This is a genomic window from Peptacetobacter hiranonis, assembly GCF_008151785.1.
Lineage (GTDB): Bacteria > Bacillota > Clostridia > Peptostreptococcales > Peptostreptococcaceae > Peptacetobacter > Peptacetobacter hiranonis.
On the sequence record NZ_CP036523.1, the window covers coordinates 2460686 to 2474226 of the forward strand.

At 29.9% G+C, this 13541-nt stretch carries 15 protein-coding genes; 3 read left to right on the top strand and 12 right to left on the bottom strand.

The window, feature by feature from the left end; genetic code table 11:
* Positions 1-81: 81 nt before the first annotated feature.
* Together pth and KGNDJEFE_RS11395 are read right to left on the bottom strand one after the other, a co-directional pair.
* Positions 82-642, bottom strand: a complete 561-nt coding sequence (gene pth, locus KGNDJEFE_RS11390; protein WP_006441159.1) for an aminoacyl-tRNA hydrolase — start codon at positions 640-642, stop codon at positions 82-84.
* Between the two features lie 37 nt (positions 643-679).
* Entirely contained in the window at positions 680-1342 is a 663-nt protein-coding gene (locus tag KGNDJEFE_RS11395) for a prepilin peptidase (RefSeq protein WP_006441158.1), read from the bottom strand.
* Between the two features lie 360 nt (positions 1343-1702).
* Between KGNDJEFE_RS11395 and KGNDJEFE_RS11400 the strand changes: the two genes are divergently transcribed.
* Together KGNDJEFE_RS11400 and KGNDJEFE_RS11405 are read left to right on the top strand one after the other, a co-directional pair.
* On the top strand, positions 1703-1936 hold the full coding sequence (locus KGNDJEFE_RS11400; protein WP_006441157.1) for a hypothetical protein: 234 nt from the start codon (positions 1703-1705) through the stop codon (positions 1934-1936).
* A 4-nt stretch (positions 1937-1940) separates the two neighbouring features.
* Complete coding sequence (locus KGNDJEFE_RS11405; protein ID WP_006441156.1) at positions 1941-2414, top strand: hypothetical protein; 474 nt, start codon at positions 1941-1943, stop codon at positions 2412-2414.
* Between the two features lie 50 nt (positions 2415-2464).
* On the opposite strand, the gene KGNDJEFE_RS11410 is transcribed toward KGNDJEFE_RS11405, so the two are convergent.
* The 4 genes from KGNDJEFE_RS11410 to purR form a co-directional block, all read right to left on the bottom strand.
* Positions 2465-3664 carry a type IV pilus twitching motility protein PilT gene (locus tag KGNDJEFE_RS11410; protein WP_050754692.1) on the bottom strand — a complete coding sequence of 400 codons (1200 nt, stop codon included), beginning with the start codon at positions 3662-3664 and terminating at the stop codon, positions 2465-2467.
* A gap of 190 nt (positions 3665-3854) precedes the next feature.
* Complete coding sequence (locus KGNDJEFE_RS11415) at positions 3855-4805, bottom strand: ribose-phosphate diphosphokinase (RefSeq protein WP_006441154.1); 951 nt, start codon at positions 4803-4805, stop codon at positions 3855-3857.
* Between the two features lie 89 nt (positions 4806-4894).
* Positions 4895-6298 carry a bifunctional UDP-N-acetylglucosamine diphosphorylase/glucosamine-1-phosphate N-acetyltransferase GlmU gene (gene glmU, locus KGNDJEFE_RS11420; protein ID WP_006441153.1) on the bottom strand — a complete coding sequence of 468 codons (1404 nt, stop codon included), beginning with the start codon at positions 6296-6298 and terminating at the stop codon, positions 4895-4897.
* Between the two features lie 93 nt (positions 6299-6391).
* Entirely contained in the window at positions 6392-7240 is an 849-nt protein-coding gene (gene purR / locus KGNDJEFE_RS11425; protein ID WP_006441152.1) for a pur operon repressor, read from the bottom strand.
* Between the two features lie 205 nt (positions 7241-7445).
* Between purR and murC the strand changes: the two genes are divergently transcribed.
* Positions 7446-8813 carry a UDP-N-acetylmuramate--L-alanine ligase gene (gene murC, locus KGNDJEFE_RS11430; protein WP_006441151.1) on the top strand — a complete coding sequence of 456 codons (1368 nt, stop codon included), beginning with the start codon at positions 7446-7448 and terminating at the stop codon, positions 8811-8813.
* A gap of 47 nt (positions 8814-8860) precedes the next feature.
* Here murC and KGNDJEFE_RS11435 read toward each other — a convergent pair whose 3' ends face one another.
* The 6 genes from KGNDJEFE_RS11435 to KGNDJEFE_RS11460 form a co-directional block, all read right to left on the bottom strand.
* Positions 8861-9664, bottom strand: coding sequence for a hypothetical protein (locus tag KGNDJEFE_RS11435; protein ID WP_006441150.1), 804 nt, complete (start codon positions 9662-9664; stop codon positions 8861-8863).
* A gap of 41 nt (positions 9665-9705) precedes the next feature.
* Complete coding sequence (gene rsmA, locus KGNDJEFE_RS11440) at positions 9706-10566, bottom strand: 16S rRNA (adenine(1518)-N(6)/adenine(1519)-N(6))-dimethyltransferase RsmA (protein WP_006441149.1); 861 nt, start codon at positions 10564-10566, stop codon at positions 9706-9708.
* A gap of 51 nt (positions 10567-10617) precedes the next feature.
* The gene (gene rnmV / locus KGNDJEFE_RS11445) at positions 10618-11154 is read right to left on the bottom strand and encodes a ribonuclease M5 (protein ID WP_006441148.1); all 537 of its coding nucleotides are present in this window, start codon (positions 11152-11154) and stop codon (positions 10618-10620) included.
* A 34-nt stretch (positions 11155-11188) separates the two neighbouring features.
* Positions 11189-12205: a Gfo/Idh/MocA family protein gene (locus tag KGNDJEFE_RS11450; RefSeq protein WP_006441147.1), complete on the bottom strand. Its 1017-nt coding sequence runs from the start codon at positions 12203-12205 to the stop codon at positions 11189-11191.
* Between the two features lie 185 nt (positions 12206-12390).
* The gene (locus tag KGNDJEFE_RS11455; protein ID WP_006441146.1) at positions 12391-12837 is read right to left on the bottom strand and encodes a PTS sugar transporter subunit IIA; all 447 of its coding nucleotides are present in this window, start codon (positions 12835-12837) and stop codon (positions 12391-12393) included.
* Positions 12822-13475 (bottom strand): HAD family hydrolase, encoded by a 654-nt coding sequence (locus KGNDJEFE_RS11460; protein WP_006441145.1) that lies wholly within the window; start codon positions 13473-13475, stop codon positions 12822-12824. Before KGNDJEFE_RS11460 ends, KGNDJEFE_RS11455 begins: the two co-directional genes overlap by 16 nt.
* Between the last annotated feature and the right edge of the window lie 66 nt (positions 13476-13541).

A 13541-nucleotide genomic window follows, 5' to 3' on the forward strand; every position in this document is an offset into this window, starting at 1 on the left:
TAACTCTAGCTTATTAAGTATATATTTATAAAAAAATTACTACTCAACTTTAAAATTGATATTTAACTTTAAATAAATTTATTATCCGTTGTATTTATTCATAGCCATATCGATTCCTTCTCTTATCATAGAATCTATAGCTTTTGCAGTTTTTTCAAACCCTTCGTTCATAGCTTCGTCCTGTTCTTTTGGTACTCTTGAAAGAACGAAATCAGCTAAATCTCTTCCTTTATCTGGCTTTCCAACACCTACTCTAAATCTTGGGAAATCTTTCGTTCCTAAGCACTGAGTTATAGATCTCATACCATTGTGTGTACCAGGGCTTCCTTTTTTTCTTATTCTAAGTTTTCCTACATCTAAATCTATATCATCGTATATCACTATTAATTTGTCTAAATCTGGTTTATAGAACTGATAAAGGCTAACTACAGACTCACCACTTAAATTCATATAAGTTGTGGGTTTTACAAGAACAACCTTTTCTGTCCCAACTCTACCTTCTCCTATTAAAGCTTTATGTTTTATCTTTGTAACACTTATTCCGTATTCATCTGCTAATCTGTCTATTACTTCAAATCCTGCATTATGTCTAGTCTTTGCGTATTTCTGACCAGGATTTCCAAGTCCTACTATTATATACATTTACTCATCTCCTTTTTTAATCAATTTTTATATTATCCTAAATTATTTTCTCAATTATATCGAGGTAGCACTTTACTATATCAAATCCGAGAATATTCAATATAGCTGCGATAATTATATATGGAGCAAAAGCAATTTTTTTATCCCTATTTCCACATATAAATCTTATAATCAAAAATATTGCAGAAACAAGAAAAGAGCCCGGTATCAACGATAACGAACTTTTAAATCCAATAGTCATAGCACAAAGAGCATACACACCTACATCTCCTGTCCCCATCATATTGGTCGCCTTCACTATTAAATATGAAATCAAAGCACATAGCAAACCTGCCAACACACTATCTACTAAGATTTCAACATTTTCATTTAAAATTTTAACTACACTCTGAATTATTATACCACTAAAAACAAGAATATCATACACATACATTGTATAATAATCTATTAAACTTATAATAATTGCTAAAACAAAAAATATAAAATAGCCAAATCTATACAAATTATTTGGATAAATTTTAAAAATAGAAATGATATATACAAATGTAGATATTATTAAAAATATCGTCAATTTTTTTATATTGATTTTTGTATAGTCTTCTTCTCCGATAAAAGCTTTTGCAACTTTTTGTACGATTACAGAAATTATTGTTGCAAATAAAAACGATAAAAATAAACTCTCAAACTTTTCTAAATCCATTTTTAATTTTTCTCTCCTTATATTTAATTTACTTTCTATGACTAATAAATATTTCTATCAATATTATTTACAATATATTTTAATTTAATACTTTTATTTTATATTTTATTATTTATTAAAATAATTATATCTCATTATATTTTTAATATATAATTTACTATCTTGTTTATTTTTTTCATACAAATTTCACTATATCTACATTATTATTTCATTTTCATTTATATTTTGTTACAAAATAATAGTAATTTTTTAGTATATTTATTTTGTAGTTACATAATATTTACAGAAATCGTTTTTTTTTATTATTTTTTTAAAACTGTGATATAATTATGAAAAATAAATTTCAAGGAGGTATTATTTATGAGATTTATTAATTTTAAAAATAAACTAGTCAATTCAACATTTCAATCAATACTAAGATTTTTGCAATTATACCTTATCTTAGCTGCATTAAATGTTATTTTTGACAATGATTTAAGACTTTTAACTCCTTTGTCTTGTTCTACAGATTATTTATTTAATAGACTTGGGTTAATTCTTTTAATAGTTCTTGTCGAATTTAAATCTAAATATTCTTCATCTCAGGAGGTTTAAATTTATGTTGTTCGAAAAATTTTTTGATAAAATAAATGATAAATATATAGATAAGATAAATTTTGAAAATCTATTTTCGATTATTCTAATAGCATCAATTTTTATATATATTCCTTTTGCTTGCTTATTGTCTATTATTTTTAACGATACTTCTTTTATTTTCAAAATAAGTGCTTCGTCATCGTATCTAAAAATACTTATATTATTTATATTTTCATTTATAATTACTTATACTATTTATAAATACCTTAATTTAAATACGATAAAAGGAGAAGTTGGAGATTATATTTTTAAAATAAATTTTGTTGCTATCGTATTTATATATCTTCCAATTAGCGCTTTAATAGCAATGATTTTTAAAGACTTATCACTTTTAAAACCATATGAACCATTATCATATTTTAAAATATTTGCATGTATTGTATTTTCTTACATATTAGCTTATATCGACTTAAAACGTTCTGATAAAAAAGAATAACACATATAAAAAGACCAACAGATTATCGATTTTAATCCGTTGGTCTTTTCTTATCTATTCTTTATTTCATCTAAATATATTTCCTCGGAAATAATTCCATCTCGATACAATGTTTCTATCTGATCCTCAAACATCTGCATTCCGTATTTCTTGCCAGTTTTTATCATATCATCGATACTCTCATCCTTTCCCTCTCTTATCATAGCTGCTATTGAGTTTGTATTTTTCATAATTTCAAATATAGCTCTTCGTCCATTATTTGCTTTTACAAGTCTTTGAGAAAATACATATCTAAGCTGATTAGCCAAAAGCCCCCTTATCTCTTTATGCCTTTCAGCCTCAAATAGATTCACTATCCTATCTATTGCCTCAGATGCTTTAGATGTATGAACTGTAGATAGTACAAGATGTCCTGTTTCAGATGCAGAGAGAGCAGTTTCAACAGTTTTTTTATCTCTTATTTCTCCAATCATTATAACGTCTGGATCTTGTCTTAAAGATGATTTCAATCCATCTAAAAAATCTACGGTATCTTTTCCACATTCTCTTTGACTTATTATACTTTTATCACTCTTATGCAAATACTCTATAGGCTCTTCCAATGTGATAATATGTTTCTTTGATGTTTTGTTTATTCTATCTATTATCGCAGCAAGAGTAGTACTTTTTCCACTTCCAGTAGCTCCAGTTATTAATATTATTCCACTTTTTAAATCACCAGAGCTACATACTATATCTGGAATATTTAATTCCTTTGCTGTTTTTACATAACCTGGAATTAACCTAATTGATATACAATCCCCACCATTCCGTCTATAGATATTAACCCTTATTCTAAAAGAGATTTTATCCTCTTTATTTAGTTCATCTTTATTTAGTTCTACATTATAAAAACTAAACTCTTTAACATTCTCTTTTATATATCTATTTATATCATTTTCCATAATCTTATTATTTTTTGTATCGTTATTTTCTATTTCATTCTCTAAATCTACAAAATCAAAATCCCTAGAAAAATCTACTTCTCCACATTCTTCATCAATATATTTTTCATATCTCTTTCTAAACTTAGTTTCTTCACTTCCTATTAAATCGTCGCAAAACTTCCTACAAATATCACTATTTACAACTTTTGATGAATATTTCGTTAGTTCTCCATCAATTCTCAAAGTTATATAATCGTTGCAAATTATATGAATATCAGATGCTTCAAATCTTTTAGCATTTAAAATTACTTCTTTTATATTCAAAAAAATCATCTCCTGTAAATTATATTTCTATAATTATTATTTACAAAAGATGATATATTTATTTCTCAAAATCATAAAAAATAAAACAATTTACTCCAACAAAAAAGAGGAGCTAACTCCAAATAGTACGCCTGTCGCCTGAATAGGCGCAAGTACTATTAGAGTTACTCCTCTTTCTACTTATATTCAATTAGAATAATTCACTTACTGATTTGTTGCTGAATATTTTATCTATAGCTTCTGCAAATATAGGAGCTACTGATTTAACTTTTATTTTTTCTATCTGTTTTTCTTCTGGTAACTGTATAGTATCAAGAACAACTAATTCTTTCATTGAAGAATTTTCTATTCTTTCTATAGCTGGACCTGATAAAACAGCGTGTGTACAGCAAACGTAAACATCTTTAGCACCGAATTTTTTAACTGCTTCAACTGCATTTACTATTGTTCCTGCAGTATCTATCATATCGTCAAGAAGTATTACGTTTTTACCTTCAACCTCACCTATTAAGTTCATAACTTCACATACATTTGGTCTTGGTCTTCTTTTGTCTATTATAGCTATTGGCACTTCACCATTTAATGAATTAGCAAATTTTCTAGATCTTGTAACACTACCAAGGTCAGGAGATACTACTACTAAATCTTCTATATTTTTTTCGTTGAAGTATTCAGATAGTAATGGACCACCTAGTAAGTGATCTAGAGGTATATCGAAGTATCCCTGTATCTGAGATGCATGTAAGTCCATAGTTAAGACTCTATCTGCACCAGCTGCTACTATTAAGTTAGCAACTAATTTAGCTGTGATTGGATCTCTTGCTTTCGCTTTTCTGTCCTGTCTTGCATAACCATAGTATGGTATTACAGCAGTTATTCTTCCTGCAGATGCTCTCTTAAGTGCATCTATCATTATTAATAGTTCCATTAAGTTGTTGTTTACCGGACTGTTAGTAGACTGAACAACGAAAACGTCACAACCTCTTACAGTTTCATTCATATTAACACATATTTCACCATCGCTGAATGTTCCAACTTCACAGTCAAGAACTGATACGTTTAACTGTTTAGCTATTTTTTCAGCAAGTTCTTTAGATGCGTTACCGGCAAGTATTTTGATTTCGCTACCGCTAGTATTCATTTAGTTAACCCTCCAAACATTTTAACAATATATAACTATTTAAACCAAAAGTTTAAAAAGAAATCAAGTTTAATTAATATCCCAAGATATTATTTTTTATTTTTTGCTTTTTCTTCAGATAATTTCTTATCTCTAGCTTCTTTTTTATCCATCCAGTTTTCTTTTATGCACTGTCTTTGTCTTGCTATTGCAAGTGCTCTTCCTGGAACATCATCTGTTATTGTAGAACCAGTAGCTATATATCCCTGTTCCTCAACAGTAACTGGCGCTACTAGGTTTGAGTTTGAACCTATGAATGCATTGTCTTTTACTACTGATCTAAATTTATGTACACCATCGTAGTTTACAAATACAACACCGCATCCTACGTTTACATTTTTACCTACTTCAGCATCTCCTATGTAAGATAAGTGTGATGCTTTAGATCCATCGCCGAATTTAGCATTTTTGATTTCAACGAAATCTCCTACTTTACATCCATTTCCTACATCTGCTTTAGGTCTTAGGTATGCGTATGGTCCAACTTTTGTATTTTCTCCAACTTTAGCTTCTAATAAAGTAGATATTTTTATTTCTGTTCCATCTCCAACTATTGAATCAGTTATTGATGAATTCATACCTATTATACAGTCAGAGCCTATTTTTGTTTTACCAACTAAATTAACTCCTGGGTATACTATTGTATCATTTCCTATTTCTACATCAGCTTCTATATATGTAGTATCAGGATCTATCATAGTTACACCATTTGCCATGTGGAATTCATTTATTCTTTTTCTCATAGCTTTTTCAGCCTGAGAAAGCTGTAATCTTGAGTTTACACCCATTAATTCTTCTATTGAAGAACCTGCAAATGCTCCAACTTTTAGAGATTTTTCTCTCATTACTTTTATAGCATCTGGAAGGTAGTATTCTCCCTGTGCATTGTCGTTATTTATTTCTTTTAAGGCTTCTTTTAGGCTTTTACCATTGAAGCAGTAGATTCCTGAATTTATTTCTTTTACTAGTTTTTCTTCTTCACTAGCATCTTTATGTTCTACTATCTTTAGTAGGTCATCATTTTCATCTCTTATTATTCTTCCATATCCTGTAGGGTCGTCTACTATTGTTGAAAGAACTGTAGTATGACAGTTGTTTTCTACATGGTATTCGAATAATTTTTTAAGAGTATCTTCTTTTATAAGTGGAGTATCTCCACATAATACTACTATAGTATCTTCGTCTTCTATATATTCTTCAGCCATTCTTACAGCATGTGCTGTTCCTAGCTGTTCTGTCTGCATAACTGTTATTATATCGTCTGAAAGTCTTTCTCTTACGGCTTCAGCTCCATGCCCAAGAACTACTATAGTTTCTTCTACTCCTGATTTTTTAGAAGTATCAACTACATGGTTTACCATCTCTTTACCACATACTTTATGTATTACTTTTGGGTATTTTGATTTCATTCTTGTTCCCTTGCCCGCAGCAAGTATTATTGACTTAAATTTCATTTAACATCTCTCCATTGACTAATTCGTTTATTTTTTAAATATTTAATTTAATAAAAAATTACATTATTATCTTTAAATATATCACTTTTTGTGCTAAATGTACATATCTTCCGTATCTTCTTCTGGTTCAGTATCCGCTAAAATATCTCTATTTGGTTCAACTATTATTTCATTTCCCTGTACATCAAGCTGAATTAATGATATATAGTCCTCAACCATTTTTTCTTCTGGTTTCATAGTAGATATAAATACACCTATTCCTATTACTTCCGCACTAAATTCTTTCATTAGGTCTATCATACCTTTAATAGTTCCTCCACCTCTCATGAAGTCGTCTATTATTATAACCTTGCTATCTGGTTTAAGAGCTTTTCTAGGTAAGCTCATACTTTCTAATTTTCCGCTGTTCCCACTTACATATGTCATACTAAGTGTAGGTCCTTCTGATACTTTTATGTCTTTTCTTATGATTACTAATGGTAAATTCATAGCATTTGCAGTCATAAGAGCCATTGGAATACCTTTAGTTTCCATTGTAACAACATAATCAGCATCAGTATAATCTATATTAGAGGCAAATATCTTTCCTATTTTTGAAACTGTTCCAGGATCATAGATAAGGTCTATTAGGTATAAAAATCCACCTGATAATATTCTTCCTTCATCTTTAATTCTGTTGCAAAGTTCCATTAGAAATTCTGCATTTTCTTGTTTAGATGTTTTTGGTATGTATTTTACTCCACCAGCCGCTCCTGATATTGTTATTACTTTTCCTAAATGTAGTTTTTCAAATACACTTTTAACAACAAGAAGATCTTCACTTATTGTAGACTTAGCTGCATTAAACCGATTTGTAAAATAGCTAAGAGTGTATATTTTGTTCGGGTTATCAGATAGTATCTTTACTATCGCTCCTATTCTTTCCGTTCTTTTAAATTTCATAATCTATTTCCCCCTGCTGATTCTTAATCGCCGTTAAAACTGATGCACAACAAATTTACTTGTGATATAATAATTACTATGTTGATAATACAGTTTTGTTTTTTGTATAATTTCTTGTGTTCGAGAAATATCGCACATTATCTTATTATATCACAAAAACGTTCGATTGTATTACTTTATATATAAAGAAAGGGTTGTTTTTATCATGAATATACATTTCATAGGAATCGGCGGAATCAGTATGAGTGCATTAGCTGAAATCTGCCTTAATAAAGGATATCATGTTTCAGGTTCTGACTCTCAGGAATCACCTATGACAGAAAAACTTAGAAACCAAGGTGCTGAAATATTTATAGGACAGAGAAAAGAAAATATTTCAGACGATGTAAACATGGTTGTTTATACAGCTGCTATACACCCTGATAATGAAGAGCTTATGGCTGCTAGAAAGAAAAATAAACTAATAGTAAATAGAGCTGCTTTTTTAGGCCAGATAATGAGAGAATATAAAAACTCTATTGCAGTATCTGGTACTCACGGAAAAACATCTACAACATCAATGCTTTCAGCTATATTTGAATATGCTGACTTAGATCCTACAATACTTGTTGGAGGAAACTTAAGTATGATAGGTGGTAATGTCAAAATAGGACATTCTAATCACTTTATAACAGAAGCTTGTGAATACGTAGATAGTTTCCTAAACTTCAATCCAAAAATATCTATAGTTTTAAATATAGAAGAAGACCATCTTGACTATTTCTCAGGAATAGATGAAATCAAAGCTTCATTCAATAAATTTGGTAAGCTTTTACCTCCTGATGGATACTTCATAATAAATGGAGATGATGAAAACACAGCTGATATACTTTACGATGTAAAAGCTACAGTTATAAAATACGGTAGCAATAAAGATAACGATGCTGTAATCAAAAATATAGAATTTGATGAACTTGGATGTGGTATATTCGATTTAGTTTACAATGGAGAAGATTTAGGCAAATTTGAATTATCTGTTCGGGGGCTTCACAACATATACAATGCTGTTGCAGCAATAATAACTTCTATAGTATCTGGTATAGATGTAGAAACTATAAAAAGAAATATTAAGAAATATAGAGGTGTTGGAAGAAGATTTGAGTTTAAAGGAAAATACAACGGAGCAACTATTGTAGATGACTACGCTCACCATCCAACAGAACTAAAATCTACTCTTTCTACAGCTAAGAGAATTAAAAAGAATAGATTATGGTGCATATTCCAACCTCATACATATTCAAGAACTAAATCACTACTTAATGAATTCTCAGATGCTTTCTTCGCAGCTGATAAAGTTATCGTAACTGATATATACGCAGCTAGAGAAACTGACCCTGGTGATATTCACTCTACAGATTTAGTTGAAAAACTATATCACAACAATATAGATGCTAAGTACATAAAAGAATTTGACGATATAGTAGAATATCTTGCTGACAATGTAGAACCAGACGACTTTGTAATAACTGCAGGTGCTGGTCCTATATTCAAAGTTGCTGAAGCTCTTGTTGCTAAGGGAAATCAAAATAAATAACAAAAAATCAAAGGAGCAATCGAATTTTTTCGATTACTCCTTTTTTATTACTCTTTAAATATATTCTCTTTTATATATTTGTACATATCATTGTAAACTTCATAGTAAGCCACGTATTCCCCATTTTTACCAGAGATTATTTTTATATAATTAGGTCCCATAGTATCAATTCTTATACTAAATCCTTCTCCATCTATATAAACGCTGTAGTTATATTTGCTCTTATCTCTCGCTTTTTCTGGCTGAACTTTTCCGACATGTCTTTTGTATCTCATCTTACTCACAAGATTATTGTACTTCCATTTATGGATATTTTTAACATCCTGTCCTTTAGAAATATGTACACTCTTCCATTTCTTGTCATTTATTGCAAAATCAAAAGAAGTATAAATACTTTCATTTATTACCTTTTCAAAATCCTTCTTTTGAGAAACAGGAATTTTGTAGAACTCTTCCTTCTCTACTGTGTATACTTTTAAGAAATCTAAATCTGTAGAAAATTTAATCCCATTTGAAGAATATCCACTATATGTAGGCTCAAACGAAATAGCATTTCTAACTCTGCTAAATTCATTAAAATAGTATTTATAGTCTGTCCAACGATCTTTTTCTATTTTTATATTGGTATCCGTTTTTTTGTCTGAAATATATACCTTTCTACTAGACTCTAGCTGTGATAATAGAGGTAATGTGCTATCCGCCACATTTTCCTCCCGCACAAGTTTGTTATCCTCTTCTTTTTTGTCGATTTTAGAGGCTGCAAAAAATCCTATTATATATATGCTAAAGAACGCTATTAATCCTACAACTATGTAAAATCTTAATTTTGATTTCTTTTTTTTAGTAGCCAATATGCCTCCCCCCTTTCTAAAATATATCCCCTTTCAGAACACTATATATTTTTGTTTATTATATTAGAAAGGTGCGCAAATTCTTCTATGCTAAGAGTTTCTCCTCTTCTTTTTTCATCTATTCCAGCTTCTGCAAGTACTTCTTTTATCTTAGCCTTATCTAAAACTCCCATACTAGATAATGAGTTTAAAAGAGTTTTTCTTCTCTGACCAAAAGCTGCCTTAACAGTCTTGAAGAATAGCTGTTCATTGTCAGCCTTGTATTTTCTCTCTTCCCTTATATGAAGACCTATTACAGTAGAGTCTACCTTAGGCTGTGGTATAAACATATGTCTTGGAGCTTTTGCAACTATTTCAGTATCACAGTAGTACTGAACTGCAACAGATAATGCACCATAATCCTTTGTAGATGGTACGGCATTCATTCTATCTGCAACTTCCTTCTGAACCATTACAACTATATCTGTAACAGGTATATCTTCTTCTAAGAATTTCATAACTATTGGAGTAGTTATATAATATGGAAGGTTTGCGATTAATTTTACAGGACCTCCAGAAAGTTTTTCATCTACTAATTTGTTTATATCAACTTTTAATATATCTTCGTTTACTACTTCTGTATTATCAAAGTCTGCTAAAGTTTCTTTTAATATCGGTATAAGGTTTTTATCTATTTCAACAGCTACAACTTTTTCAGCTCTTTTAGCCATTTCTCTAGTAAGTGTACCAATACCTGGTCCAACTTCTATTACTTTATCCCCTTCTTTAACTCTAGCTCCATCTATTATCTTGTCTATTACGTTGTCGTCTATTAAAAAGTTCTGTCCTAATGATTTTGAAAATTTAAATCCGTGTTTGTCTACTATATCTTTTGTCGCTCTATGCGATGAAAGTCTATCCATAAATTCCTCCTAAATTTTATAAATTTTGTCCTTAATCTGAACAATCTCTAATTATTTTTCTATTTCTTTTAATGCTTTTTCAAATTCTTCTCTTGTAACACCGTAGTTGTTTAATCTACTTAAAAACTGTTTTGCATTTCCGTAACCTATTCCTAAAAGCTGACCCATTTTATCTCTTCTAAATGAAGCATCATCATTTCCTATTAGCCCATTTAAAAGTAGATCCTTCTGTGAAAATTCATTTCTATTTTCTGTGCTTTCAGTTCTAACTCTTTCAAGTGCAGCTCTTATGCTCTCTGGAGTAGCATTTTCTATACCTATATCTCCGTCTTTTTTAGCTTCTTCTCTAGGTAAGAATGCGTGCTTACATCCTGGAACCTCCGCTGTTATTGTTTTTCTAATTTTTTCTCCAGCAAAATCTGGATCAGTAAATATTATTACTCCTCTTCTTTTCTGAGCTTCTTTAATTCTCTCCATTACTCCTTTTGGAAATCCAAATCCACCAGTTGTAATAAGCTCAGCATCTACTGCTCTCTTTACAGCAGTAACGTCATCTCTTCCTTCTACTACTATTATTTCTTTTATCATATTTTCTTCCTTACTATTTTATTTTTTATGACTATTAATTTTCGTCTGCAGGATATACTAAGTCTATCTGTCTTCTAACTTCATCCATTATTTCCATAACGATTAAAGTATTTTCTAATGTGTTTATATCAGACTCTTTCTTTCCTCCTCTTAAAGATTTCATAAATTCTTTAACAGCAAAATATATACTATCTACTTCAAATTTTTCATCCTTTTCTACTTCTAACTCAGCTGTTATATCTTCTACTCCACCTTTTCTGTACTCTACTCTTACATCTCCAAATGTACTTATCTTATCTACTACAATGCTTCCGTCTTCTCCCTGGATTTCTGTAGGTATATTAGAATGAGTAATTTTGGAATATCTTATATCCGCTAACATATCATCGTATTCAAGAATTATACTTCCTTCTCCATCTACACCAGTAGATAATTTTACAGCATTTGCTTTTAAGCTATTTGGTCTTCCGAATAAATTTACCATTGGATGTATGCAGTAAACTCCTATATCCATAAGTGCTCCATTTGATAATTCTCTTTTAAATGCATTTAAAACTATACCTTCTTTGAATTTATCGTATCTTGATGAATACTGGCAGTAGTTTGCAGAGTATCTTCTTATAGTGCCTAGTTTGCATAAGTTATTTTTAACGCTCTGGAAGTTAGGAGTACAAGTAAGTCTCATTTCTTCCATTAATAAGACTTTGTTTTCTCTTGCACATTTTACCATTTCTTCTGCATCTCTTTTGTTTGTGGCAAATGGTTTTTCACATAGTACATTTTTTCCATTGTTCATGCACAGTATAGCCTGTTCTTTGTGCATAAAGTTTGGTGAAGCTATGTATATCGCATCTATCTCGTCACATTTTGACATAGCATCTAAATCATCAAAAAATAACTTTGCTCCATGCTTTTTACCAAATTCTTCCGCTTTTTCAATGCTTCTTGAATAAACAGCCTTTATTTCAAATCCATCCAGTTTTTTTCCAGCTTTTATAAACCACTCTGTTATAGCACTAGTTCCTACTACACCAAATCTAACTGTTGTCATATTTATTCTCCTTTTTAGATATTTATATAATTCATTTTAGTTTTTCAATTTTAGTCAAATCTCTTTAGTTACATTATTATATTATAACACTACTAAGCCATTTCAAGCATTATTATATTGTTTTCTTTAGCAAAAAATAAGAAATCACCTGCTGTAATTCTATATTTACACAACAGGTGACTATTTTATTCCTCTATTTTTTTATTTAATAGTTCTAAGAGTTCTTTTTCTTTTAGGTTTTTAACGCCTTCTCTAAAATCTTCATGCATAAGTAGTCTTGATAGTTTTGCTAATATTTTTAGATGAAGATTATCCTTACTTTCTTTTGGGACAGCGATTAAAAATATCGTATCAACTTTTTCTTTTTCAGCTGTCCAATCTATACTGTTTTTAAGTCTAGATATTGCTACACAAGGTCTATTTACTTCAATACTTTGACTGTGTGGCAATCCAATTCCATAGCCTATATAAGTTGGGTACTTGCTTTCTCTTTCTACAACATCTTCAAAAAACTTCTCTTTATCATTAAGATAATTTTCCTGTTCCAATTTTTCTATTATACACTCTATTGCTTTTTCCTTTGATTCTACTTCTAAATCAGATAGTATTAAAAAATCTATTTTTTCAGCCATGCTTCCACGTCCTCTAAAGAATCCATTACTTTAAATATCATTTCTTTCATCTCTTCATCCGGCTTTTTATAATCTGGAACCATTATACATCTAAATCCACCTTTGTACGCAGCTTCCACTCCAGATTTTGAATCCTCTATTACAATACATTCTTCTGGTTTAAGACCTAATTTTTCAGCTGCTTTTAAGAATATCTCTGGATTTGGTTTAGATTTATTTACTTCATCTCCACAGATTACACAATCAACCATTTCATCAAAATGTAAAAACTTCATTCTATTCGCCATTTTCCATCTAGCTGTAGATGTTGCAATTGCGCTTTTATATCCATTTTCTATAAGGTATTTTAAAAGACTTTCAAATCCTTTTTTAACACCTGGTTTATTTTCTTCTAAGTAATCAATCACAGCTTGACCTTTTTCTAAATAATAGTCTTTAATCGGTACATCTTCACCATATATTTCTTTAAGACATTTAAGAGTTTCTTCACTATTTTTTCCCATAAGTAAGATATGTTTTTCTCGATCCATTTCAATTCCATGGCTCTTTAATGTTTTTTCCCAAAACATTAGTGAAAGTGTTTCTGTATCGAGGATTACACCATCCATGTCAAATATTACACCTTTTACGTCTTTCATATTCCACCTCTTTAATTGAAAATCTCCCTAGTATCTAGGATATTAGGGAGATTTCATTATTTATAT

What these genes read in the sequence shown, in the direction of transcription:
- KGNDJEFE_RS11415 (WP_006441154.1), bottom strand. Translation starts at nt 4,805, where the DNA reads ATGAATACTAGCGGTAGCGAAATCAAAATACTTGCCGGTAACGCATCT.
- KGNDJEFE_RS11450 (WP_006441147.1), bottom strand. Translation starts at nt 12,205, where the DNA reads ATGACAACAGTTAGATTTGGTGTAGTAGGAACTAGTGCTATAACAGAG.
- glmU (WP_006441153.1), bottom strand. Translation starts at nt 6,298, where the DNA reads ATGAAATTTAAGTCAATAATACTTGCTGCGGGCAAGGGAACAAGAATG.
- murC (WP_006441151.1), top strand. Translation starts at nt 7,446, where the DNA reads ATGAATATACATTTCATAGGAATCGGCGGAATCAGTATGAGTGCATTA.
- KGNDJEFE_RS11395 (WP_006441158.1), bottom strand. Translation starts at nt 1,342, where the DNA reads ATGGATTTAGAAAAGTTTGAGAGTTTATTTTTATCGTTTTTATTTGCA.
- rnmV (WP_006441148.1), bottom strand. Translation starts at nt 11,154, where the DNA reads ATGATAAAAGAAATAATAGTAGTAGAAGGAAGAGATGACGTTACTGCT.
- purR (WP_006441152.1), bottom strand. Translation starts at nt 7,240, where the DNA reads ATGAAATTTAAAAGAACGGAAAGAATAGGAGCGATAGTAAAGATACTA.
- KGNDJEFE_RS11455 (WP_006441146.1), bottom strand. Translation starts at nt 12,837, where the DNA reads ATGGCTGAAAAAATAGATTTTTTAATACTATCTGATTTAGAAGTAGAA.
- KGNDJEFE_RS11460 (WP_006441145.1), bottom strand. Translation starts at nt 13,475, where the DNA reads ATGAAAGACGTAAAAGGTGTAATATTTGACATGGATGGTGTAATCCTC.
- rsmA (WP_006441149.1), bottom strand. Translation starts at nt 10,566, where the DNA reads ATGGATAGACTTTCATCGCATAGAGCGACAAAAGATATAGTAGACAAA.
- KGNDJEFE_RS11400 (WP_006441157.1), top strand. Translation starts at nt 1,703, where the DNA reads ATGAGATTTATTAATTTTAAAAATAAACTAGTCAATTCAACATTTCAA.
- pth (WP_006441159.1), bottom strand. Translation starts at nt 642, where the DNA reads ATGTATATAATAGTAGGACTTGGAAATCCTGGTCAGAAATACGCAAAG.
- KGNDJEFE_RS11405 (WP_006441156.1), top strand. Translation starts at nt 1,941, where the DNA reads ATGTTGTTCGAAAAATTTTTTGATAAAATAAATGATAAATATATAGAT.